This is a genomic window from Streptomyces sp. NPDC055815, assembly GCF_053616475.1.
The window spans coordinates 1-22,483 of the sequence record NZ_JBSHDU010000095.1 but is presented as its reverse complement, the minus strand read 5'-3'; the positions used below and the strand labels follow the sequence as shown (position 1 = coordinate 22,483).

At 73.3% G+C, this 22,483-nt stretch carries 21 protein-coding genes; 12 read left to right on the top strand and 9 right to left on the bottom strand.

Annotated features, from left to right (window positions below; translation table 11 throughout):
- Window positions 1-27: 27 nt before the first annotated feature.
- The 4 genes from ACWGN5_RS36750 to ACWGN5_RS36735 form a co-directional block, all read right to left on the bottom strand.
- Window positions 28-774 carry a hypothetical protein gene (locus ACWGN5_RS36750; protein WP_453522748.1) on the bottom strand — a complete coding sequence of 249 codons (747 nt, stop codon included), beginning with the start codon at window positions 772-774 and terminating at the stop codon, window positions 28-30.
- Window positions 762-1,334: a SigE family RNA polymerase sigma factor gene (locus tag ACWGN5_RS36745; RefSeq protein ID WP_369144891.1), complete on the bottom strand. Its 573-nt coding sequence runs from the start codon at window positions 1,332-1,334 to the stop codon at window positions 762-764. Before ACWGN5_RS36745 ends, ACWGN5_RS36750 begins: the two co-directional genes overlap by 13 nt.
- A gap of 195 nt (window positions 1,335-1,529) precedes the next feature.
- Window positions 1,530-2,456, bottom strand: coding sequence for an A/G-specific adenine glycosylase (locus ACWGN5_RS36740; RefSeq protein WP_453522747.1), 927 nt, complete (start codon window positions 2,454-2,456; stop codon window positions 1,530-1,532).
- A gap of 33 nt (window positions 2,457-2,489) precedes the next feature.
- Complete coding sequence (locus ACWGN5_RS36735; protein WP_453522746.1) at window positions 2,490-3,173, bottom strand: phosphatase PAP2 family protein; 684 nt, start codon at window positions 3,171-3,173, stop codon at window positions 2,490-2,492.
- A gap of 224 nt (window positions 3,174-3,397) precedes the next feature.
- On the opposite strand from ACWGN5_RS36735, the gene ACWGN5_RS36730 reads away from it, so the two are divergent.
- Window positions 3,398-4,240 (top strand): hypothetical protein, encoded by an 843-nt coding sequence (locus ACWGN5_RS36730; RefSeq protein ID WP_453522745.1) that lies wholly within the window; start codon window positions 3,398-3,400, stop codon window positions 4,238-4,240.
- Between the two features lie 43 nt (window positions 4,241-4,283).
- On the opposite strand, the gene disA is transcribed toward ACWGN5_RS36730, so the two are convergent.
- Both disA and radA read right to left on the bottom strand, forming a co-directional pair.
- Window positions 4,284-5,408 (bottom strand): DNA integrity scanning diadenylate cyclase DisA, encoded by a 1,125-nt coding sequence (gene disA, locus ACWGN5_RS36725; protein WP_453522744.1) that lies wholly within the window; start codon window positions 5,406-5,408, stop codon window positions 4,284-4,286.
- 73 nt (window positions 5,409-5,481) lie between these two features.
- A complete protein-coding gene (gene radA, locus ACWGN5_RS36720) occupies window positions 5,482-6,888 on the bottom strand; it encodes a DNA repair protein RadA (RefSeq protein ID WP_453522743.1) in 1,407 nt (468 codons plus the stop codon).
- A 173-nt stretch (window positions 6,889-7,061) separates the two neighbouring features.
- Here radA and ACWGN5_RS36715 point away from each other — a divergent pair, with 173 nt between their 5' ends.
- Window positions 7,062-8,843, top strand: coding sequence for a BACON domain-containing protein (locus ACWGN5_RS36715; RefSeq protein WP_453522742.1), 1,782 nt, complete (start codon window positions 7,062-7,064; stop codon window positions 8,841-8,843).
- A 22-nt stretch (window positions 8,844-8,865) separates the two neighbouring features.
- Here the strand turns inward: ACWGN5_RS36715 and ACWGN5_RS36710 are convergent, their stop codons facing one another.
- Entirely contained in the window at window positions 8,866-9,750 is an 885-nt protein-coding gene (locus tag ACWGN5_RS36710; RefSeq protein WP_453522741.1) for a hypothetical protein, read from the bottom strand.
- 41 nt (window positions 9,751-9,791) lie between these two features.
- On the opposite strand from ACWGN5_RS36710, the gene ACWGN5_RS36705 reads away from it, so the two are divergent.
- The 4 genes from ACWGN5_RS36705 (at window position 9,792) to ilvD (ending at window position 14,479) form a co-directional block, all read left to right on the top strand.
- Window positions 9,792-10,724, top strand: coding sequence for a Ppx/GppA phosphatase family protein (locus tag ACWGN5_RS36705; protein WP_453522740.1), 933 nt, complete (start codon window positions 9,792-9,794; stop codon window positions 10,722-10,724).
- A gap of 211 nt (window positions 10,725-10,935) precedes the next feature.
- Complete coding sequence (locus tag ACWGN5_RS36700; protein WP_453522739.1) at window positions 10,936-11,799, top strand: sugar phosphate isomerase/epimerase family protein; 864 nt, start codon at window positions 10,936-10,938, stop codon at window positions 11,797-11,799.
- A complete protein-coding gene (locus ACWGN5_RS36695; protein WP_369144883.1) occupies window positions 11,796-12,407 on the top strand; it encodes a TetR/AcrR family transcriptional regulator in 612 nt (203 codons plus the stop codon). The genes ACWGN5_RS36700 and ACWGN5_RS36695 overlap by 4 nt, the downstream gene beginning before the upstream one ends.
- Window positions 12,408-12,625: 218 nt before the next feature.
- Window positions 12,626-14,479 carry a dihydroxy-acid dehydratase gene (gene ilvD, locus ACWGN5_RS36690; RefSeq protein ID WP_453522738.1) on the top strand — a complete coding sequence of 618 codons (1,854 nt, stop codon included), beginning with the start codon at window positions 12,626-12,628 and terminating at the stop codon, window positions 14,477-14,479.
- A gap of 89 nt (window positions 14,480-14,568) precedes the next feature.
- On the opposite strand, the gene ACWGN5_RS36685 is transcribed toward ilvD, so the two are convergent.
- Window positions 14,569-16,740, bottom strand: a complete 2,172-nt coding sequence (locus ACWGN5_RS36685) for a protein kinase domain-containing protein (protein WP_453522737.1) — start codon at window positions 16,738-16,740, stop codon at window positions 14,569-14,571.
- Between the two features lie 76 nt (window positions 16,741-16,816).
- Here ACWGN5_RS36685 and ACWGN5_RS36680 point away from each other — a divergent pair, with 76 nt between their 5' ends.
- The 5 genes from ACWGN5_RS36680 (at window position 16,817) to proC (ending at window position 20,421) form a co-directional block, all read left to right on the top strand.
- Window positions 16,817-17,161, top strand: coding sequence for an SH3 domain-containing protein (locus ACWGN5_RS36680; protein ID WP_453522755.1), 345 nt, complete (start codon window positions 16,817-16,819; stop codon window positions 17,159-17,161).
- A gap of 35 nt (window positions 17,162-17,196) precedes the next feature.
- Window positions 17,197-17,691 carry a hypothetical protein gene (locus ACWGN5_RS36675; protein WP_453522736.1) on the top strand — a complete coding sequence of 165 codons (495 nt, stop codon included), beginning with the start codon at window positions 17,197-17,199 and terminating at the stop codon, window positions 17,689-17,691.
- Window positions 17,692-17,956: 265 nt separating this feature from the next.
- On the top strand, window positions 17,957-18,793 hold the full coding sequence (locus ACWGN5_RS36670; protein WP_453522754.1) for an ABC transporter ATP-binding protein: 837 nt from the start codon (window positions 17,957-17,959) through the stop codon (window positions 18,791-18,793).
- Window positions 18,790-19,527, top strand: coding sequence for an ABC transporter permease (locus ACWGN5_RS36665; RefSeq protein WP_453522735.1), 738 nt, complete (start codon window positions 18,790-18,792; stop codon window positions 19,525-19,527). The genes ACWGN5_RS36670 and ACWGN5_RS36665 overlap by 4 nt, the downstream gene beginning before the upstream one ends.
- 84 nt (window positions 19,528-19,611) lie before the next feature.
- Window positions 19,612-20,421: a pyrroline-5-carboxylate reductase gene (gene proC, locus ACWGN5_RS36660; protein WP_453522734.1), complete on the top strand. Its 810-nt coding sequence runs from the start codon at window positions 19,612-19,614 to the stop codon at window positions 20,419-20,421.
- A 4-nt stretch (window positions 20,422-20,425) separates the two neighbouring features.
- On the opposite strand, the gene ACWGN5_RS36655 is transcribed toward proC, so the two are convergent.
- A complete protein-coding gene (locus tag ACWGN5_RS36655; protein ID WP_453522733.1) occupies window positions 20,426-21,013 on the bottom strand; it encodes a cysteine hydrolase family protein in 588 nt (195 codons plus the stop codon).
- 74 nt (window positions 21,014-21,087) lie between these two features.
- Here ACWGN5_RS36655 and ACWGN5_RS36650 point away from each other — a divergent pair, with 74 nt between their 5' ends.
- Complete coding sequence (locus ACWGN5_RS36650; RefSeq protein ID WP_453522732.1) at window positions 21,088-22,104, top strand: GlxA family transcriptional regulator; 1,017 nt, start codon at window positions 21,088-21,090, stop codon at window positions 22,102-22,104.
- Window positions 22,105-22,483: the final 379 nt, after the last annotated feature.

The window sequence follows — 22,483 nt, the reverse complement described above, 5'->3', positions numbered from 1 at the left end:
GGCCCGGTCGGCCTCTCGGTCCACGGCTCAGCCTGCGGGGGGCGCGGTCGGCGCGGGCTGTGCGCCTTCGCCGTCGCCGACGGCCTGGCTGTAGTCGTTGTGCACCCAGTCGTGCTGGGTGAACCTGTTCCCCGACCACCGATAGGTGATCACGTCCTCGCCCGAGGGATACGCGACCGGGTCGCCCTTCGCGTACACCTGCTTGGTGACGACGAGGTCGCCCCGGTCGATCGTGGCGTAGACCGCCGCGTCCTCGGTCATGAACACGTTCTCGTACCGGTCGCTCTGCTTGCGGTAGACGTACGTGCCGATGCCGACGGCGTCACCGCAGGTCATCACGTTGACGACGACGTCGGGGGCGGGGGCGTTGGTGAGGTTGCCGTAGGAGGCGTCCACCGGGTACGCGTCGGCGACGCACGGCTTCAGATCGCTCTTGAACCGCTGGCCGATCTTCGGATCGCCCTTCAGGAGCGCGATCGGATCCACCCGTTCGGCCGACTGCGGTCCCGCGGTGGCGGAGACGGAGGGCGTGGGCGCCGCCGCGGCGATCTCGTCGGTGCGGGCCGCGCCCTCGTCGCGGGAGCCGGTGCCGCCGGTGGAGCAGGCGGCCAGGGACAGCCCGACGGCGACGAGCCCGGCCGTCGCCGTGACGCTCGCCGCCTTGACGGTACGGCGCGGGCGGCGGCGCCCGGTCTCGTACCGGTCGTCGCCGCCGCTCACCCCGTGGTGGTCTCCGTGTGGTCTGCCGTCGGGTTCGCCGTCTAGGCCGCGCACCGCTCCCGCCCCCCTTCGTCACCTCGTACGGTCGCCCGCTCCCCGGTCCGCCCCAGGGCACGGGCGTCGAGGTCACGGCTCTCCAGCTCCTGGCGGAGCCGGGCGAGCGCGCGGTGGAGCGTCGACTTCACCGTACCGGTCGACATGCCGAGCGCCGCGGCCGTCTCCTCCGTGCTCATCTGCTCCCAGTGCCGCAGGACGACGACGCTGCGCTGCTTGGGCGCGAGGACCTTCAGGACGTCCATGAGGAGGGCCCGGTCGGCGTGCTGCTCGGTCGGGTCGTCGATGCTCGCGTCGGGCAGCTGCTCGGTCGGCACCTCTTCGAGCCTGCGGGAGCGCCACCACTCCGTCCGGGTGTTGATCATGACCCGGCGCAGGTAGGCGTCGGCGAGGGACTTGTCGGCGATGCCGTCCCAGCGGCCGTACGTCCGGGCGAGGGCCGTCTGGAGCAGGTCCTGGGCGTCGACGGGGTCGGCCACGAGACGGCGGGCGCTGCGCAGCAGCGCGTCCTGCCGCGTGCGTACGTACTCCTCGAAGTCGAGCACCTCGCCGTGCCTCATCCGAACCGCCTCCGATCCCCGTGACCTGCTTCGTTCCTCGTGTCGTCGATGACGCTACGGAGCGGTTGTCACGGGGCTGTGCGGGGCAGCCGTCGGTCGACGCACGGCTACCCATCGGTTGTGTAACAACGGGGGAGGAGAAGGTTTCGACGCCCTGTCCCGAGGAGAGCGGGCCTCAGCAGCCCACCCGGCGGATCAGGACAGCGGCAGCCGGTACCGGCCGCCGTCCAGTGGCTCGACGAGACCGTCCGCGACCAGACCGTCCAGGGCCCTGGCCCGTTGCACCGGCTCGTCCCAGACCGCGTCCAGGGCCGCCTGCGCCACCGGCTCCGCCGACTCCCGCAGCACGGCGAGCAGCCGGCCGCGGACCTGACGGTCGGTCCCGGCGTACGTCTGGCCCCGCCGCGGCGGCCCGTCGTGCGCCGGCTTCCCCGAGAGCCGCCAGGCGCACCGCTCGGCGATCGGGCAGCGCCCGCAGTCCTCGTTCTTCGCCGTGCACACCAGCGCGCCCAGCTCCATGGAAGCCGCCGCCCAGCGGGACGCCGTCGACTCGTCCTCCGGCAGCAGCGCGCGGGCGAGCCGCCGCTCGGCTGCCGTGGTCGCGTTCGGCGGGTACTGGACGCCGGTCGCCGCCCGCGCGAAGACCCGGCGCACATTGGTGTCCAGGACGGCGTGCCGCTGCCCGTACGCGAAGGAGGCCACCGCCGCCGCCGTGTACTCCCCGATGCCGGGCAGCGCGAGCAGCTGACCGTGGTCGCGGGGCACGTCGCCGTGGTGCCGCTCCGTTATGGCGACGGCCGCCGCGTGCAGCCGCAGCGCCCGGCGCGGATAGCCGAGCCGGCCCCAGGCGCGGACCGCCTCGCCGGGGGCCTCGGCGGCCAGGTCGGCCGGGCGCGGCCAGCGCGCCAGCCACTGCTCGTACACGGGGAGGACCCGGACGACCGGGGTCTGCTGGAGCATGAACTCGCTGACCATGACGCCCCAGGCACCGGCCTCGGGGCGGCGCCAGGGCAGGTCACGGGCGTGCCGGTCGAACCAGGCGAGGACGGGCCCGTGCAGCTCGGCGGGGAGCGCCGGGGGGACGGGGGCCTCGGAAGTCGGGGGAGTGTCGATGGAAGTCATGGCACCCCCGATCCTGGCACGTCCCCGGCGCGATCAGTGCGCGCCGTGGCGTGCCCGCGAGCGCCGCTCGGAGTGCGCGGGGGCGTGCGCGGAGGCGTGTGCACTCGGCCCGCGCCCCGCGCACCACACCACGGAAGAGTTACGGCTCGACCGGGCCGTCTCCACCAGGGCCCGTACGGGCCGCTCCGCCAGCCGCATCACGAGGAAGGCGACCAGGGCGCCGAGCAGCAGGCCGACGGTCACGTCGTGCGGGTAGTGGACCCCGACGAAGACCCGGGAGAAGGCCATGAGCAGCGCCATCGGCACGGTCAGCCAGACGATCCCCCGCCAGGACAGCGCGAGCGCGATCGCGGCGGCGCCCGCGATGGCCGAGTGGTTGCTGGGGAAGGACCAGTCGCCGTGCGGCGGGCAGGTGACGAGCGCGTAGGGCGCGCCGGCGACCGCGCGGCACGGACGTTCCTCGTCGACCAGCGACTTCGCCGCCTCGCTCACCACGTATCCGAAACCGGTGGCGACCGGGGCGAGCAGCGCGAGCGCCATCGCCCGGCTCGACCCCTCCCGGGAGCGCCACCAGCCGGCGAGGAACAGCACGCCGAAGAGCAGCAGCCCGAGCTCCGTCCACACCGTGGCGAGGTCCTGGAACCAGGTGGGCGTGGAGTGGGCGAAGTCGGCGACGTCGAGATACAGACGGTCGGAGAGGTCGAGGAGGGTGTTCATGGTCCATGACGCTAACCGGAATCCGGAGTCCGCCGCCCCGGGCCAACGGCCAGAGCGACCCCCGACGAAAGTGGGGGGCTGCGATTCGCGCCGGTTGCCTACGGTTTCCGGCGGGGTTGCGAGAAAAGTTCCCGGAACCGACGGATGTGATCATCGGCAAAACTTGAGGTCTCGGGCGGCGGGTGGGGCGGGAGTTGGGCCGGATCTCTCGTAAGGTTCGGGTCGTGGGATCTTTGCGCAATCCGGTCGGGCCGCTTCCCTCCACCATCTACTGGCGACGGAGGGCGGTGGCGCTGTGCCTGGTGGCGCTTCTCGCGCTGCTCGCCGTATGGGCCGTCACCTCCGGTGACGGCGGCGGGAAGAAGACGAACGACGCCGCCAACGGCTCGTCGCCGACCCCGCCCTCGATCACCCCGGGACCCTCCGGCACCGGCCCGGCGATCAGCCAACAGCCCGGCGGACGCGACGAGTCGGGCGACTCCGGCGCCAACGGCGGCTCCGCGGGCTCCGGTACGGACGAGGGCGCGGGCGCCGACGCCGGAACCGACGCCGGTACGGACGCGGGCGGCACCGCGGGCACCGGCAAGAACGGCGACACCGACGGAGCCGGCGGCGACGGAGGCGCGGGCACCGGCGCGGGCCAGCAGGTCCCGGCCGACTCCCCGCTCCCGAACTGCCCCGCCGGAGCACTGCAGTTGACGCTCCGCACCAGCAAGCTCGCCTACGAGGCCGGGGAGAAGCCGCGCTTCCACCTCGTCGCCAAGAACACCTCGAACACCACCTGCAAGGCCGACTTCGGGCCCCGCAGCGCGGTTCTGACGATCAGCGACGCCCGGGACGACGAGGTCTGGTCCACCGCCGACTGCCCGCGCCCCGGCGACCCGGTCCTGCTGCGCGTCCCCGCGCACGCCACCATCACCCACACCGTGGAATGGGACCGCGGCCGCAGCGCCCCGCAGTGCGCGAGCGCCCCGGCGGGCCAGGCCGGCCCCGGCACGTACCTCGCGGAAGCCACGATGCCGGGCACGAAGGTGCCCCCGGCCTCGTTCACGCTGGCGAAGGACTGAGCGGTACCAAGGACTGAGCGGTACCTCTGCCTGATCGGTACTGCTAGACGTACCGCTCCAGGATCGAGGACTCCGCGAGCCGCGACAGGCCCTCGCGGACGCTGCGGGCCCGGGCCTCGCCGACGCCGTCGACGGTCTGGAGGTCGTCCACGCTCGCCGCGAGGAGCTTCTGCAGCCCGCCGAAGTGCTCCACGAGCCGCTCGATGATCGCGCCGGGCAGCCGCGGCACCTTCGCCAGGAGCCGGTAGCCGCGCGGCGAGACCGCCGAGTCGAGGGTCTCCGGCGAACCGCTGTAGCCGAGGGCCCGCGCCACGACGGGAAGTTCCAGCAGCTCGGTGTGGGTGAGCGCGTCCAGGTCGGTGAGTGCCTCGGCGACCGTCCGCGAACGCTTCGCCGTCGGCTCCGGCACGTAGTCCCGGATCACCAGCTCGCGCTCCGGCTCCACTCCCGCGATCAGCTCGTCGAGCTGGAGCGAGAGCAGTCGCCCGTCGGTGCCGAGCTCGACCACGTACTCGGCGATCTCCGTGGCGATCCGGCGGACCATCTCCAGGCGCTGCGCGACCGCGGTGACGTCCCGGACCGTGACCAGGTCCTCGATCTCCAGGGCGGAGAGCGTGCCGGCCACCTCGTCGAGCCGCAGCTTGTACCGCTCCAGGGTCGCGAGCGCCTGGTTGGCGCGGGACAGGATCGCGGCCGACTCCTCCAGGACCCGGCGCTCCCCGTCCACGTACAGCGCGATCAGACGCATCGACTGCGACACGGAGACGACCGGGAACCTGCACTGCTTGGAGACCCGGTCCGCGGTGCGGTGGCGGGTGCCGGTCTCCTCGGTGGGAATGGAGGCGTCCGGGACCAGCTGCACACCCGCGCGGTGGATCTTGGTGATGTCCTTGTCGAGGACGAGCGCGCCGTCCAGCTTGCACAGCTCACGCAGGCGCGTGGCGGTGAACTCGACGTCCAGCTCGAAACCGCCGGTGCACATCGAATCGACCGTCTTGTCCAGGCCGAGCACGATGAGACCGCCCGTGTTTCCCCGGAGGATCCGCTCCAGGCCGTCGCGCAGCGCGGTACCCGGCGCGACCGCGCTCAGGGCGGCGCGCATCAGCGCTTCGTTGCCGGAGCCTGCGCCGGACCTTCCGGGAGCTGCTGCCCCGTCCTTGGCTGCCACTGCACTCCTCCGGCTCGTACGGATGGGCGAGACCAGGGCAAAGTCTAGCGACACCCCCGAGGCGCGGGCTCGATCAGTGGCCGGCCGCCTCCTGAGGCGCCTTCGCCCGACGGCTCCGCGGCAGCACCCGGAGCGCGTCCCCCACGTCCGCCACCTCCGTCACCGTCATCCCCGCCGGCACCTTCCCCGGATCGCCCGGGACCAGCGCGTGCGTGAACCCGAGCCGGTGCGCCTCGGCGAGCCGCCGCTGCACCCCCGTCACCCGCCGCACCTCGCCCGCGAGCCCGACCTCGCCGATCGCGACCAGGTTCTTCGGCAGCGGGGTGTCGCTCGCGGCGGAGGCCAGCGCGAGCGCGATCGCCAGGTCGGCGGCGGGCTCGGTGAGCTTCACCCCGCCGACGGTCGCGCTGTAGATGTCCCGCTTGCCCAGCGCGCTGATCCGGCCGCGCTGCTCCAGGACCGCCAGCATCATCGAGACCCGCGAGGTCTCCAGACCCGAGACCGTCCGGCGCGGGGAGGGGATCTGGGAGTCCACCGTCAGCGACTGGACCTCGGCGACGAGCGGACGGCGGCCCTCCAGGGTGACCGTCAGACAGGTGCCGGGCACGGCCACGTCGCGCCGGGTCAGGAAGAGCCCGGAGGGGTCGGCGAGCCCCGTGATGCCCTCGTCGTGCAGCTCGAAGCAGCCGACCTCGTCGGTCGCCCCGTACCGGTTCTTCACGCCCCGGACCAGGCGCAGCCGCGCGTGCCGGTCGCCCTCGAAGCTCAGCACGACGTCGACCAGGTGCTCCAGGAGCCGCGGGCCCGCGATGGCGCCGTCCTTGGTGACGTGGCCGACGAGGAGCGTCGACATGCCGCGCTCCTTGGACGCCCGGATGAGGGCTCCCGCGACCTCGCGGACCTGGGCCATGCCGCCGGGCGCGCCGTCGATCTCGGGGGAGGCGACGGTCTGCACCGAGTCCATGATCAGCAGGGAGGGCTTCACGGCGTCGAGGTGCCCGAGGACGGCGGACAGATCGGTCTCGGCCGCCAGGTAGAGATGGTCGCTGAGCGCGTTGATCCGGTCGGCGCGCAGCCGGACCTGGCTCGCGGACTCCTCGCCCGTGACGTACAGCGTGCGGTGCTCGTCGCTGGACGCCTTGGCCGCCACGTCGAGCAGGAGCGTGGACTTGCCGACGCCGGGCTCGCCCGCGAGCAGCACGACGGCGCCGGGCACCAGGCCCCCGCCGAGGACCCGGTCCAGCTCGTCGACGCCGGTCGACCGGGCGGTCGCCTGCCGGCCGTCGACCTGGGCGATGGGCAGCGCGGCGGTGGAGACGCGCCCCGCCGCGGTGGTCCGGACGGCGGGCGCGCCGTACTCCTCGACCGTCCCCCAAGCCTGGCATTCGGGGCAGCGGCCGAGCCACTTGGCCGTCTGCCAGCCGCACTCGGTGCAGCGGTAGGACGGCCGGTCCTTGGCGGTTTTCGTACGGGCAGCCATGAGCGACACCGTATCCGCCGCCACCGACAACGGGCCGCCGTCGTCCACAGGGGGAGCCCCACGGCAGCGGAACACCCGCTTCCTGTCCCCTTTCGAGCGATACCTTCACCCGTAAGAATGAGAATGGAGCAACCGGTACGAAGAGTGCCCCCCGTCCTGCCTACGGTCGCCCCGTGACGAGCAGCAGGCTGGAATCCCCCGCACGCACCACCGGCGCACACCGGGCGCACCGCGCCGCGGACCAGGGACCGCGCACGCTCGGCCGGCGTCCCCCCGCCCGTTACGAGGCCGCCCTCGACGGCCTCTTCACGTACTGCCTCTCCGTGCTCTGCGACCACGACACGGCCACCGCCGTCCTCGGCGACGTCCTCGCCGTCGCCGAGCGCCACCACGGCCGCTGCCCCTCCGACGAGGACGGACGCACGGCCTGGCTGTACGCCCTCGCCCGCTGGGCCTGTCTGCGCAGCCTCGGCGAGCAGCGCCGCAAGCGCCAGGGCGCCCACACCGGCCGCCCGGCCGTCACCGCCCCCGAGCCGCCCCGGGTCTCCGAGGAGACCGCCGAGCGCCGCCGCGCCGAGCTCGCCCAGCTCGCCTGGCCCGAGGCCGCGGGCACCACGCCCGAGCAGCGCGAGGCCCTGGAGCTCGCCGTGCGGCACGGCCTCAGCCACCGCCAGGTCGCCGCCGTGCTCTCCCTCGACCCGCTCGCCGCCCGCGAACTCCTCGCCACCGCCGGCTGCGAGGTCGAGCGCACCCGCGCCGCCCTCGCGGTCGTCGAGACCGGCAGCTGCCCCACCGTCGCCCGGCTCACCGGCGACCACCAGGTGCTCCTCTCGGCCGCCCTGCGCGCCGAACTCGTCCGGCACGTCGACGACTGCCCCCGCTGCCGCCGCGCCGCCGAGCGCGTCGGCGCCGCGGGCCCCTGGCCCGGCGCCCCGGCCCTCCCCGCGGACCGGCTGCCGCTCGTCGAGGCGCCCCGGGCCGCCGCGTACATGGCGATGCTGCACGTCCCGCGCGCGCGTGCCGGCGCCCCGCGCTTCGCGCCGACCGGCTTCCCCCTGGACCCGAAGGACCACGTCGCCCGCCGCGACCGGATGCGGTCCCGCGCGGTGACCACCACGGTCGTCGCCGCCGTGGTCGCCGCCCCCGTCCTCGCCCTGTGGACCTCCTACCGCGGCACCCCGGACGCGGACACCGCCGGCCACGACGGCCGCAGGATCAGCGCGCGCGAGGCGGACGAACCGGTGGGCCCGGACGGCGACCGCTACGAGAACGCGGGGAACTCCCGCACAACCCCCGAGCCCCGCTTCACCCAGGGCAGCCGCGCCCCCGACGTCTCCGTCGAGGTCGTCAGCCCCGGCGGCCCCACCCGACCGGCCCGGCCCGGCGAACCCGCCGCCGGCTGGATCACCGTCACCGCCGGCGGCCACGGCGACCTCACCCTGCTCACGCTCACCGCCTCCGGCGGCTCGCCCGTCGACTGGTCGCTGTGGACGGACGCACCCTGGCTGTACGTGAACCGGGCCTCCGGCACGCTCCGCCCCGGCGAGCAGATCACGATCACCGTCCGCGTCGACCACACCCGCGAACCCGTCGGCCCCTGGAGCGCGCGCGTGGGCGTGAACCCCTCGGGCGCGGAGGTGAGGATCGACGGCTACCGGCAGGCCAAGCCGCCGACCGGCCGGGTCATCACACCCCCGCCGGTCACGACGACGGAGCCGACGACCCCGCCGACCAGCCCGCCCACCACGGAACCGACGACCCCGCCCACGACCCCGCCCACCACGGAACCGACGACCCCGCCGACGACCCCGCCGACGACCGAACCCACGACCCCGCCGCCGACCACCGAGCCGACGACGGAACCGACCACAACGCCCCCGACGACCGAGGAACCCCCGCCCACGACCTCGGACCCGGGCACGACCCCGCCGTCGACGGAGGGACCACCGTCCTAGGAGACGGGATCCGCCTGAGGTCCTAGGGAGCGGGATCCGCCGGATGCGGAGCCACCAGCGGCAGCTGCGAGGCGAGCCGCGCCTCGCACAGCCCGGCCAGGACCCCGTACGCCTCCTCGCCCATCATCTCGACCAGCTCCGGCCGGTACGAGACGTAGACCGGCTCACCGCCGACGTGCGCCGACGACGCCGTCGTGCAGTACCAGTGCAGGTCGTGACCGCCCGGACCCCAGCCGCGCCGGTCGTACTCGCCGATCGACACCTGGAGGACCTTGGTGTCGTCGGGCCGGTCGATCCAGTCGTACGTCCGCCGCACCGGCAGCTGCCAGCACACGTCCGGCTTCGTCTCCAGCGGCTCCCGGCCCTCCTTCATCGCCAGGATGTGCAGCGAGCAGCCCGCGCCGCCCGCGAAACCGGGCCGGTTCTGGAAGATGCAGGACCCCTCCCAGCGGCGGGTCTGCCGGTCGCCGTCCTCGTCGAGCTGCACCCAGCCCGAATCCGTACCGACGTCGTGGAACTGCCACAGCTCCGGAGTGAGCCGCGCCACGTGCTCCGCGACCCGCTTCTCGTCGTCCTCGTCGGAGAAGTGCGCGCCCAGCGTGCAGCAGCCGTCGTCGGCGCGCCCCTCCTGGATGCCCTGGCAGCCGTTGCCGAAGATGCAGGTCCAGCGGGAGGTCAGCCAGGTCAGGTCACAGCGGAAGACCTGCTCCTCGTCGGCCGGATCGGGAAACTCGACCCACGCGCGCGCGAAGTCGAGGCCCTTCTCGTCGGGCTCCTCGGCCTTGCCGCGCTTCTGCTTCCCGACCTTGACCGCCTTCACGGCCTTCGCCGCGTGCGCGGTCCTGGCCGCGCTCACGTCGGAGCCGTCGTTCACTTTGTCCGGCTTCGCCTTCTTCGTCTTTGGCACGACACCAAGCGTATGCGGCTCCGCGCAGTAGCGTTCCGCCCATGAGACTCGGAGTCCTCGACGTCGGTTCGAACACAGTGCACCTGCTCGTGGTGGACGCCCACCCCGGCGCCCGACCGCTGCCCGCCCACTCGCACAAGGCAGAGCTGCGGCTCGCCGAACTGCTCGACGAGCGGGGCGCGATCGCGCCCGGCGGCGTCGAGCGGCTCATCGCGACCGTGCGGGACGCGCTCCTGGCCGCCGAGGACAAGGGCTGCGAGGAGGTGCTGCCCTTCGCGACCTCCGCGGTGCGCGAGGCCAGCAACGCCGACGCGGTCCTCGCGCGCGTGAAGGACGAGACCGGGGTCGACCTCCAGGTCCTCACCGGCGAGGAGGAGGCCCGGCTCACCTTCCTCGCCGCCCGCCGCTGGTTCGGCTGGTCCGCCGGCAAGCTGCTCCTCCTCGACATCGGCGGGGGCTCCCTCGAAGTCGCCTTCGGCATCGACGAGGACCCGGACACGGCGGTCTCCCTGCCCCTCGGCGCCGGCCGCCTCACGGCGGGCTGGCTGCCCGGCGACCCCGCCGACACCGCCGACGTGAAGGCCCTGCGCCGCCATGTGCGCGCGCAGATCGCCCGTACGGTCGGCGAGTTCAGCCGCTTCGGCCGCCCCGACCACGTCGTGGCCACCTCCAAGACCTTCAAGCAGCTCGCCAGGATCGCCGGCGCCCCCGGCTCCGGCGAGGGCCTCTACGTCCAGCGGATCCTGACCCGCAAGTCCCTGGAGGAGTGGGTCCCGCGCCTCGCCGCGATGACCGTGCCCGAGCGGGCCGCCCTGCCCGGCGTCTCGGAGGGCCGCGCGGGACAGGTCCTCGCGGGCGCGCTCGTCGCCGAGGGTGCGATGGACCTGCTCGGCGTCGAGGAGCTGGAGATCTGCCCCTGGGCCCTGCGCGAGGGCGTCATCCTGCGCCGCCTGGACCACCTGCCGGAGCACTGACGGGAAGCCCGGGAGGGCTGAGCCGGGCACGGCCGGGAGGACCCGCGAGCACGGGCGTGAGTACCCGCGAGCACGGACGGGAGTACCCGCGAGCACGGCGGGGAGTCCCCGCGAGCACCGACGGGAGTCCCCGCGAGCCGCGTCGCGTACGGGCCCGGGCGTGACCGGAACCACCCCCCGGCCCCCCGGCCCGCCCCGTACGCTGTTCCCCGTGGCAGAACCAGTGGTGCGCATCCCGGATGCGAAGGTCGCCCTGTCGACGGCCTCGGTCTATCCGGAGTCGACGGCGACGGCCTTCGAGATCGCCGCGCGCCTCGGGTACGACGGCGTCGAGGTCATGGTGTGGACCGACCCGGTCAGCCAGGACATCGAGGCGCTGCGCCGGCTCTCCGACTACCACCAGGTCCCGATCCTGGCCGTGCACGCCCCCTGCCTCCTCATCACCCAGCGCGTCTGGTCCACCGACCCGTGGGCCAAGCTCCAGCGCGCGCAGGCGGCGGCCGAGCGGCTCGGCGCGTCGACGGTCGTCGTGCACCCGCCGTTCCGCTGGCAGCGCCAGTACGCCAAGGACTTCGTGACCGGCATCTGGCGGATGGCGGACGAGACGGACGTCCGGTTCGCCGTCGAGAACATGTACCCGTGGCGGTACAAGGACCGCGAGATGCTCGCGTACGCCCCTGAGTGGGACGTCACCAAGGACGACTACCGGCACTTCACCGTCGACCTCTCGCACACCGCGACCGCCCGCACCGACGCCCTCGCGATGATCGACCGCATGGGCGACCGGCTCGGCCACGTCCACCTCGCCGACGGCAAGGGCTCCGCCAAGGACGAGCACCTCGTCCCGGGGCGCGGCACCCAGCCCTGCGCCGAGCTCCTGGAGCGGCTCGCGCTCACCGGCTTCGACGGGCACGTCGTCATCGAGGTCAACACCCGCCGCGCGATGTCAGCCGCCGAACGCGAGGCCGACCTCGCGGAGGCCCTCGCCTTCACCCGGCTCCACCTCGCCTCGGCGGCCGCCCACCCCGCCCCGGGCACGGCCGCCCGCCCGGCCGAACGGGCCCCCCGCCCATGACCGACCCGGCCCCGCGCCGGCGCGGCCGACCGTCCCGTACCGAGGAGGAGAGCGGTCCGGGCGCCCGGACCCGCATCCTGGAGGCGGCCCGCGCCCAGTTCGCCGAGCGCGGCTACGACAAGGCCTCGGTCCGTGGCATCGCCAAGGCCGCCGGGGTGGACCCGGCGCTCGTGCACCACTACTTCGGCACGAAGGACGAGGTCTTCGCCGCCGCCATCGAGGTCTCCTTCGAGCCCACGGCCGTCGTCCCGGCCATCCTCGGCGGCCCCCGCGAGGCCATCGGCGAACGGCTCGCGCGCTTCTTCATCGGCGTCTGGGAGAACCCGGCGTCCCGCGCCCCGCTCCTCGCCATCGTCCGCTCCGCCCTCACCCACGAGGCGGCGGCCAAGGTGCTGCGGACCTTCGTGCTGCGCCGGCTCCTGGAGCGGATCGCGGCCGAGCTCGACGTGCCGGACCCGGGCTTCCGCGCGGAACTGGCCGCCTCCCACATGATCGGGATCGTGATCATGCGGTACGTGATCCAGGTCGAGCCGCTGGCCTCGGCGGACCCGGAGCGGATCGTCGAACAGGTGGCCCCGACCCTCCAGCGCTACCTGACCGAAGCCTGACCCCGGGCCCGCGCGACACCCGAGGCCCGACCCGGGCCGGCCGACCGCCCGAGTCCTGACCCCGAGCCGGCCGACCACCCCAAGCCGGACCTCGACCCCGAGCCGGCCGACCGTCCGAGACCTGAACACCCGTCCCGCATGTCGGACACCCTGTCCGGATCTTGGAGCGTCGGCGTACGCTCGAATGCAAGCACACCCATCACGAGGAGCGAGCGACGATGCCCGAGCTGAGGTCCCGCACTGTCACCCACGGCCGCAACATGGCGGGCGCCCGCGCCCTTATGCGCGCCTCCGGTGTACCCGGCGCGGACATCGGCCGGAAGCCCGTCATCGCCGTGGCCAACTCCTTCACGGAGTTCGTCCCCGGTCACACCCACCTCCAGCCGGTCGGCCGGATCGTCTCCGAGGCCATCACCGCCGCCGGCGGCATCGCCCGCGAGTTCAACACGATCGCCGTCGACGACGGCATCGCCATGGGCCACGGCGGCATGCTCTACTCCCTGCCCTCCCGCGACCTGATCGCGGACAGCGTGGAGTACATGGTCGAGGCGCACTGCGCCGACGCCCTGATCTGCATCTCCAACTGCGACAAGATCACCCCCGGCATGCTGATGGCGGCCCTGCGCCTCAACATCCCGACGGTCTTCGTCTCCGGCGGCCCGATGGAGGCCGGCCGCGCGGTCCTGGTCGACGGCACCGTCCGCACGCTCGACCTGGTCGACGCGATGTCCGACGCCGTGAACCCCAAGATCTCGGACGAGGACATGCTCCGGATCGAGGAGAACGCCTGTCCGACCTGCGGCTCCTGTTCCGGCATGTTCACCGCCAACTCGATGAACTGCCTGACCGAGGCCATCGGCCTCTCCCTCCCCGGCAACGGCTCGCTGCTCGCCACCCACACCGCCCGCAAGGGGCTGTACGAGGACGCGGCCCGCACGGTCGTCGACATCACCCGTCGCTACTACGACGAGGACGACGCCTCCGTCCTGCCCCGCTCGATCGCGACCCGCGCCGCCTTCGAGAACGCCATGGCCCTCGACATCGCCATGGGCGGCTCGACCAACACGATCCTGCACCTGCTCGCCGCCGCCCAGGAGGCCGAGGTCGACTACGGCCTGCCGGACATGGACGAGGTCTCCCGCCGGGTGCCCTGCCTGTCGAAGGTCGCCCCGAACGTCGCCAAGGACCGCACGTACTACATGGAGGACGTGCACCGGGCCGGCGGCATCCCGGCCATCCTCGGCGAGCTGTACCGCGGGGGCCTGCTCAACGAGGACGTCCACTCCGTCCACTCCCGCTCCATCAAGGAGTGGCTGGACGTCTGGGACGTGCGCGGCGGCGCCGCCTCCGAGGAGGCCGTCGAGCTGTTCCACGCGGGCCCCGGCTGCGTCCGCTCCGCGACCGCCTTCTCCCAGTCCGAGCGCTGGGAGGCCCTCGACGTGGACGCGGCCGGCGGCTGCATCCGCGACGTGGCCCACGCGTACTCGAAGGACGGCGGCCTCGCGGTCCTGCACGGCAACCTCGCCGTCGACGGCTGCGTCGTGAAGACCGCCGGCGTCGACGAGTCGATCTGGACCTTCGAGGGCCCGGCCGTCGTCTGCGAGTCGCAGGACGAGGCCGTCCAGAAGATCCTCCTCAAGGAGGTCAAGGAGGGCGACGTCGTCGTCATCCGCTACGAGGGCCCCAAGGGCGGCCCCGGCATGCAGGAGATGCTCTACCCGACCTCGTACCTGAAGGGCCGCGGCCTGGGCAAGGCGTGCGCCCTCGTCACGGACGGCCGCTTCTCGGGCGGCACCTCGGGCCTCTCCATCGGCCACGCCTCGCCTGAGGCGGCCTCGGGCGGCACGATCGCCCTCGTCGAGGACGGCGACCGCATCCGCATCGACATCCCGAACCGCTCGATCGAGCTGCTCGTCGACGACGAGACCCTCGCGGCCCGCCGCGAGGCCCTCGGCGGCGTGTACGCGCCGAAGAACCGGGAGCGCAAGGTGTCGGCGGCGCTGCGGGCGTACGCGGCGATGGCGACCAGCGCCGACAAGGGCGCGGTCCGGGACGTGACGAAGCTGGGCTGACCCCGGCAGCGAGACGTACGACGGAGGGGAGCGGGCTACGGGCCCGCTCCCCTCCGTCGTGTCCGTCGTCCGTACGTGTCAGCCGGCCCTCACCAGGAGGCCGGGTCGCGCCCGTCCACCGCGAACACGGAGCCGTCCGGCGCCGTCCCGAAGACCCGGTCCCCGGCGACGAGCGGCGCGGGCACCAGGGTCGCGTACCCGTCGAGGCGGCCGTTCTGCATCCGCGGCCTGGTCTGGCCGATCATCGCCCCGCGCGCGGTGTCCACGGCGATCAGACGGCCGTCCTGGGCGGAGAAGTACAGCCGGTCGCCCGGCCCGATGACCGGCGCGGAGACATTGCCCGCGGCCGTCTCCAGTCCCCACAGCACCCGGCCCTTCGCCGCGGCGGTGTCGACGGCGGTGAGCCGCCCGTCCGCGTCGAGCAGATGGACGACGGCGCCGCGCACGGCGATGCCCCGGAGCTCGATCCGGTACGGCAGGTGCACCTTGCGCACGGGGGCGTCGTCGCCCTCGCCGGGGCCGACGAGGACCAGGGAGTCGACGAGCGTGGACTGGTAGAGGGACGCGAGGACGAGCGTGCCGTCACCGGTGCGGCCCAGCGGCTCGAGGTTGCCGTCCAGCTTCCACTGCCGGACCAGCTCGCCGGTGGCGGGCCGGATCGCGCCGACCCGGGTGTGGGTCCCGTCGAAGGAGCTCTCGGACACCGTGAGGAGCCCGGACGGCGCGTCGTACGACCGCAGCAGAGGGGCCGTGAAGCCGGCCAGGCCGTGCCGCCACAGCTCCTTGCCGCTCCGCGCGTCGATCGCCCGGATGCCGCCGACGCCGTCGGCCAGGACGACGGCGGAACCGGCCGGCCGGTACACCTCGGGGAGCTTCCCGCCGGCGGTCCAGCCGGGGGCGCCGTCGGCGGTCGCGTACGCCCGCAGGGGATCCGTCGGAGCCGCGGCCCCGACCAGTCCCTCCGCGAGCGGTACGGGGGCGTTCGGGGAGTCCTGCACGGGCGCGGTCCGCGACCAGAGGATCTGCCCGGTCACCGGGTCGAGCCGGGCGATGCCGACGCCGCGGGCCGTGCAGTACAGCGCGCCCCCGTCATGGGCGCAGGCGGGCGCGGCCGTCGGGCCGTGCTGCTGGAGCGGGGTGTGCCAGCCGGCGAAGGAGGTGGCCACCTCGGCCGGGCGCGTGGGGGTCTCGGGCCCGTGGTCCGCCGGCCGGTCGAGCGCCGCGTACAGGCCGGCCGCGGTCAGCGCGAGCGCGCCGACGACGGCGATCGTCGGGCGCGGCCGGATCCGCCTCCCGAGGCGCGACCCGCGACGGGGCGGGGCCGGCGCGTCGGCCCGTACGGGCGTGTCCGCGTCCCACGCGGGCGCGTGGCCGCCGTCGGCCTCCGGCAGGGAAGGCCGCCGCCGCTGTGCCGGTATGAAGGCGTCGGCCTCGTACGAGGGAGGCAGCAGCGCCTGCATGATCTGGGCCGGGGTCGGCCGCTCGACCGGCTCCTTGGCGAGGCAGCGGGCGACGAGCGGCGCCAGGTCGGCCGGCACCCCCGTCAGATCCGGCTCGTCGTGGACGACCTGGTACGCCACGATGTACGGGCTGTCCGAGTCGAACGGACCGTGCCCGGTGGCCGCGTGCACGAGCACCGAGCCCAGCGCGAAGACGTCCGCCGCCGGCCCGACCTCCCGCGGCCGCTGGAACTGCTCGGGCGCCATGAACGGCGGCGAGCCGATGAGCTTGCCCGTCTCCGTGTGCAGATCGCTGTCGACCGGCCGGGAGATCCCGAAGTCGATGACCTTCGGGCCGGTGTCGGTCAGCAGGACGTTGCTGGGCTTGAGGTCCCGGTGGACGACCCCGGCCCGGTGGATGTCGCGCAGCGCCTCCGCGAGCCCGGCGGTGAGCCGGCGCAGTTCGGCCGGGGACAGCGGACCGTTCCGCTTCACCTGGTCGGCGAGCGTGGGGCCGGGCACGTAGAGGGTCGCCATCCAGGGGCGTACGGCATCGGGGTCGGCGTCCACGACCGGCGCGGTGAAGGCCCCGCTGACCCGGCGGGCGGCCGCGACCTCCTGGCGGAAACGCGCCCTGAACTCGGGGTCCTCCGCATACCGTGCGTGCACGACCTTGACCGCGAGCCGCAGGCCCGAGGCGGAGGACGCGAGGTGCACGACGCCCATGCCGCCGGCCCCCAGACATGCCTGGAGGCGGTAGTCGCCCGCGTACTCGGGCTCCTCCGCATACCGCTCGGCATCGGTACCGCGCAACGGTGGCATCGCCCACCCCCGTGAGTCGCCCGTCACATCGCGCGCACGTGCGCGACCCGACGGAGCCTAGTCCATGACACCCGGGATGTCGGCGGGGCTTGCTAGCCTGCGCGTCGCGGAGAGTGAAACTCGGCGGAGCGCTTTTGCGCCACCGTTCGCGCCACAGGGGGAGGACACCATGACCACGCGCTACGAGGTCGCGCCCGGCTACCGGGTCAACGTGCGCTCGGGACCGAGCACCAAGTACCCGATCGTCCGGGTGCTGGCGCTGGGAGCCACCGTCGCCATCCAGTGCCAGAAGTACGGCGAGTGGGTCAGCGGCCCGTACGGCACGACGAACATCTGGGACAACATAGCGCCGGGCGAGTACGTCGCCGACGCCTACGTCCACACGGGCAGCGACGGCATGGTCGCACCGCGCTGCCCCTGAGCCCTTCCACCCGCCGCCCGGGGATAATCGACCCTGTGAGCGACGAAGAGCAGACCAAGACCGGACCGCAGCCGGAGGAGATCCGCTTCTTCGGCACGACCTGGGTCGACCACAGCGGCCACTACGCACTGCGCCGTGCCGGCCTCGCCGCCGCCGCGCTCGCCGCCGCCGTCGCGGCGTGCTTCGTGCTGCGCTTCGCCTACGAGGGCCTGCAGATCGCCGACGTCGGCGGCATCGTCAACACGCTCGTCGTCCTCATGTTCGCCGTCTGCAGCGCCATCGCCTTCGCCAAGACCTGGGAGGGCTTCGTCCGGCGCCCGGCCGACCCGGCCCGCGAGGAGTCCCTCCGCAGCCTGAAGGCGATCGGCTTCATCGGCGCCCTCCTCGCCTACGCGGCCCGCTGCTTCGTCGAGGCCCCGGGCGAGAAGCTCCACCGCACGGAGTACGAGACGGCCGCGGCGCAGTACGAGAAGCGCCGCAACACCCGCACGGGCAACCCGGCAACCCGCAAGAAGCCGAAGCGCAAGTAGGAGCGGCCCGCCCGTGTGGGCCGCCGCCCACGCCCGTGTGGGCAATCGTCCCGCTGGGGCGATGGGGGTCCCCCTGCTCGAGCGAAGCCGAGAGCTTGGGGGAGGGTGGGCACACGGGACGGCGCCCTAAGTGGCGCCTCCGCGTTCCGAGCCTGAACCCGCACCACGAGCGCGGCGCGATTCCGCACCCACCCCCACCCGCAGCCCACCGACCCCGCCCAGGTCCTTGACGCCCCGCACCCCCAGCCCCACTATTCATCGCATGATGAATAACCCGGCGGGCGAGGCCACGGACACGCAGGCCATCACCGCCCAGAACCTCACCGCCACACGAGGCGACCGCCAGGCCCTCCGCGGCATCGACTTCACCGTCCCCACGGGCCAGGTCACCGGCCTCCTCGGCCCCTCAGGCTGCGGCAAAACCACCCTCATGCGCGCCATCGTCGGCACCCAGGCCAAGGTCACCGGCACGCTCCAGGTCCTCGGCCGCCCCGCAGGCGACCCCACCCTCCGCTCCCGCATCGGCTACGTCACCCAGGCCCCGTCCGTCTACGACGACCTCACCGTCCGCCAGAACCTCGACTACTTCGCCGCCGTCCTGCTCCCCGGCCGCGCCCACCGCCACGAGCGCCGCACCGCCGTCGACCGGGCGATCGAGGACGTCGACCTGGCCGACCACGCCGACTCCCTCGCCGGGAGGCTCTCCGGCGGACAGCGCAGCCGCGTCTCCCTCGCCGTCGCCCTCCTCGGCACCCCGGAGCTCCTCGTCCTCGACGAACCCACGGTCGGCCTCGACCCCGTCCTCCGCCGCGACCTGTGGAACCTCTTCCACCGCCTCGCCGCCGACCGCGGCACCACCCTCCTCGTCTCCTCACACGTCATGGACGAGGCCGAGCGCTGCCATCGGCTCCTCCTCATGCGCGAGGGCGAGATCCTCGCCGAGGACACCCCCGACGACCTCCGCCGCCGCAACGACACGGCCACCGTCGAAGAGGCCTTCCTGCACCTCGTGGACGCGGCGAACACCCGCGCCGCCCAAGCCGCAGCCAGAACAGCGGCTCAAGCCACCGCCCGAACCGCCGCCGACCAGGAGCGACCGTGAACGCGAACCGCACCCTCGCCACCTCCGCCCGCGTCCTGCGCCAGCTGCGCCACGACCCGCGCTCGATCGCCCTGATGCTCCTCGTCCCCTGCCTGATGCTCTTCCTGCTCCGCTACGTCTTCGACGGAAGCCCGCGCACCTTCGACAGCATCGGCGCCTCGCTCCTCGGCATCTTCCCGCTCATCACCATGTTCCTGGTGACCTCCATCGCGACCCTCAGGGAACGCACCTCCGGCACCCTGGAACGCCTCCTCGCCATGCCCCTCGGCAAGGCCGACCTCATCGCCGGCTACGCCCTCGCCTTCGGGCTCGTCGCCGTCCTCCAGTCCCTCCTGGCCACCGGCCTCGCCCTCTGGTTCCTCGGCCTCGACGTCATCGGCTCCCCCTGGCTCCTGCTCCTGGTGGCCCTCCTCGACGCCCTCCTCGGCACCGCCCTCGGCCTCTTCGTCTCCGCCTTCGCCGCGTCCGAGTTCCAGGCCGTCCAGTTCATGCCGGCCGTGATCTTCCCCCAGCTCCTGCTCTGCGGCCTGTTCACCCCGCGCGACCGCATGGCCCCCGCCCTGGAGGCCCTCTCGAACGCCCTCCCCATGTCGTACGCCGTCGACGGCATGAACGAGGTCCTCCACCACCCCGACATGACCCCCGACTTCATCCGCGACGCCCTCGTCGTCGCGGGCTGCGCCGTCCTCGTCCTCGGCCTCGGCGCCGCCACCCTCCGCCGCCGCACCGCCTGACCGCCCCTCGGACACCCCACGCACCCACGGCCCCAGCGGTGAAAGGATGTCGAAAAGGCCCCCTCCGGCGAGGTGAACAGACCCATGACCCAGACCGTCGCAGTCCTCGGCACCGGCAAGATCGGTGAAGCGCTCCTCAGCGGCATGATCCGCGCCGGCTGGCGCCCCACGAACCTCCTCGTCACCACCCGCCGCGCCGAACGCGCCGAGGAACTCCGCACCCGCTACGGCGTCGAGACCGTCACCAACGCCGAGGCCGCCAAGCGCGCCGACACCCTCATCCTGGCCGTCAAGCCGCAGGACATGGGCCGCCTCCTCGACGAGCTGACCCCGCACGTCACCGCGGACCGCCTCGTCATCAGCGCGGCGGCGGGCATCCCCACCTCCTTCATCGAGGACCGCCTCACCGCCGGCACCCCCGTCGTCCGCGTCATGCCGAACACCCCCGTCCTCGTCGACGAGGGCATGTCCGTCATCTCGGCCGGCAGCCACGCCACCCCCGAGCACCTCGCCCACGCGGAGGAGATCTTCGGCGGCGTCGGCAAGACCCTCCGCGTCCCCGAGTCCCAGCAGGACGCCGCCACCGCCCTCTCCGGCTCCGGACCCGCGTACTTCTACTTCCTCGTCGAGGCCATGACCGACGCCGGCATCCTCCTCGGCCTGCCCCGCGCCCAGGCCCACGACCTCATCGTCCAGGCCGCCATCGGCGCCGCCGTGATGCTCCGCGACAGCGGCGAGCACCCGGTCAAGCTCCGCGAGGCCGTCACCTCCCCGGCCGGCACCACCATCAGCGCCATCCGCGAACTGGAGAACCACGGCGTACGGGCCGCCCTGATCGCCGCCCTGGAAGCGGCCCGCGACCGCAGCCGCGAGCTCGCCTCCGGCAACGGCTGACCCCTCACCCGGCGGACGCGCCCTTCAGCACGTCCTCCGTGGACACGACCCGGGCGAACCGCCCACCGTGCAGCGACACCGCCGTCGCCCGGGTCAGCTCCTCCGCCGTCTGCGCCCAGCCGAACGGCCCGGCCAGGTCGAAGGTGTGCATCGCGTCCAGCGGGAACAGCACGTCGTACCCGAGGTTCCCGCCCATCCGGGCCGTGGTCTCGTTGCACATGTTGGTCTGGATCCCCACCACCACGAACTGCGTGACCCCCGCGCCCTTCAGCCAGGCGTCCAGATCCGGCTCCCCGTAGAAGGCGGAGTTCACGGACTTCGTCACGAACAGCTCCGGGCCGGACCCCTTCCCCCGCCGCTCCTCGACGAAGTCCTTGAACTCGTTCCCCTCGGTCCCCGGCTCCAGCGGCGAACCAGCCCGGGGAGAGTCATGCCGTACGAAGACGACCGGCCGCCCCGTCTCCTGCCAGACGTCGATCAGAGCCGCGATGTTCGCCTCGGCCTCCGGGTTGTTCCGCCGCCCCCAGAACTCCTGCTCGAAGCCCTTCTGCACATCGATGACCACCAGCGCTGCGTTCTCGTTGATCTCCATGACAACGATCCTCCCGCCGCAGGCAGCCGCCTCCCAGAGGTACGAATGCCAGCGATCGATGCTTTACTGCCAAGGTGCCACCGACGCCCACACCCCAGCCCCAACGCATCGCGCTCCTCGCCTTCCCCGGCATCAGAGCCTTCGACATCTCCGTCATCACCGAGGTCTGGGACAGCGACCGCACCCTCCGCGGCGTCCCGCCCTTCGAACTCCGCCGCACCGCCACCGACCCGCACACCCCCATCCCCCTGCGCGGCGGCCTCACCCTCACCCCCGACCGCCCGCTCAGCTGGCTCGACGACCTCACCCCCACCGACCTGGTCGTCGTCCCCGGCATCGAGGACCCCTACGCCGAACTCCCGGCCCCCGTCCTCGACGCCCTCCGCCGCGCCCACACCGCCGGCATCCCGGTCGCCTCGCTCTGCGCCGGCGCCTTCGTCCTCGCCCGCGCCGGCCTCCTGGACGGCCGCCGCGCCGTCACCCACTGGCACCTCGCGAGCACCCTGGCCGCCCTCCACCCGTCCGTCCAGGTCGAACCGGACGCCCTCTTCGTCGAGGACACGGGCATCTGGACCTCGGCCGGCACGGCGGCGGGCATCGACCTCTGCCTCCACCTCGTCCGTACCGCCCACGGCGCCGAAGCCGCCGCCGCGGTCGCCCGCTCGATGGTCACCGCCCCCTTCCGTACGGGGACCCAGGCCCAGTTCATCGAGCACCCCACACCCCGCGCCGACCGGGACGCCGACGCCCTCGCCGCCGTACGCGCCCACGCCCTGGCCCACCTCGCCGAACCCCACACGGTCGCGAGCCTGGCCGCGCTCGCCGGGATGTCCCCCCGCTCCTTCGCCCGCCACTTCCACGCGACGACGGGAACGACCCCCCTCCACTGGCTCATCACCCAGCGCGTCGCGGCAGCCCAGAAGCTCCTCGAACGGACCGACCACCCCCTCCCCGAGGTGGCCCGCCGAGCCGGCTTCGGCAGCGAGGTCACCATGCGCCAGCACTTCGCCACCCACCTGGGCACCAGCCCCCGCGACTACCGTCACGCCTTCCGTCACCCGGGCAGAGGAACCCCCAGGGACCAGGGTTGACACGGAACCCCCCGATCCGTATGGTTCTCCGAGTTGTCCGACGTGAGCACCGACCCCGGTCGGCCCCGGACAGCCATTCCGCAAGAACCACTGAAGCTGACGGTGCTTTGTCGTGCCGTCGTGCTTTCCGTGCGTTTTTGCGAAATGAGGAATCCGCGTTCGAAGGTTTGAGCGCAGCGGCCCGATTAGCGTCGGGGGCAGGGAATCCGCTAAAGTCTCACTCGTCGGAACGGCCCAACAGCCGGAAAGACAAATCCCGCTGACTGGGAATCAGACGCCGAAAGGATCTGATAGAGTCGGAAACGAAGGAAGCGCCCGGAGGGCCTGGAAACAGGAACGAAGGAAGCGTCCGCACCTTGAGAACTCAACAGCGTGCCAA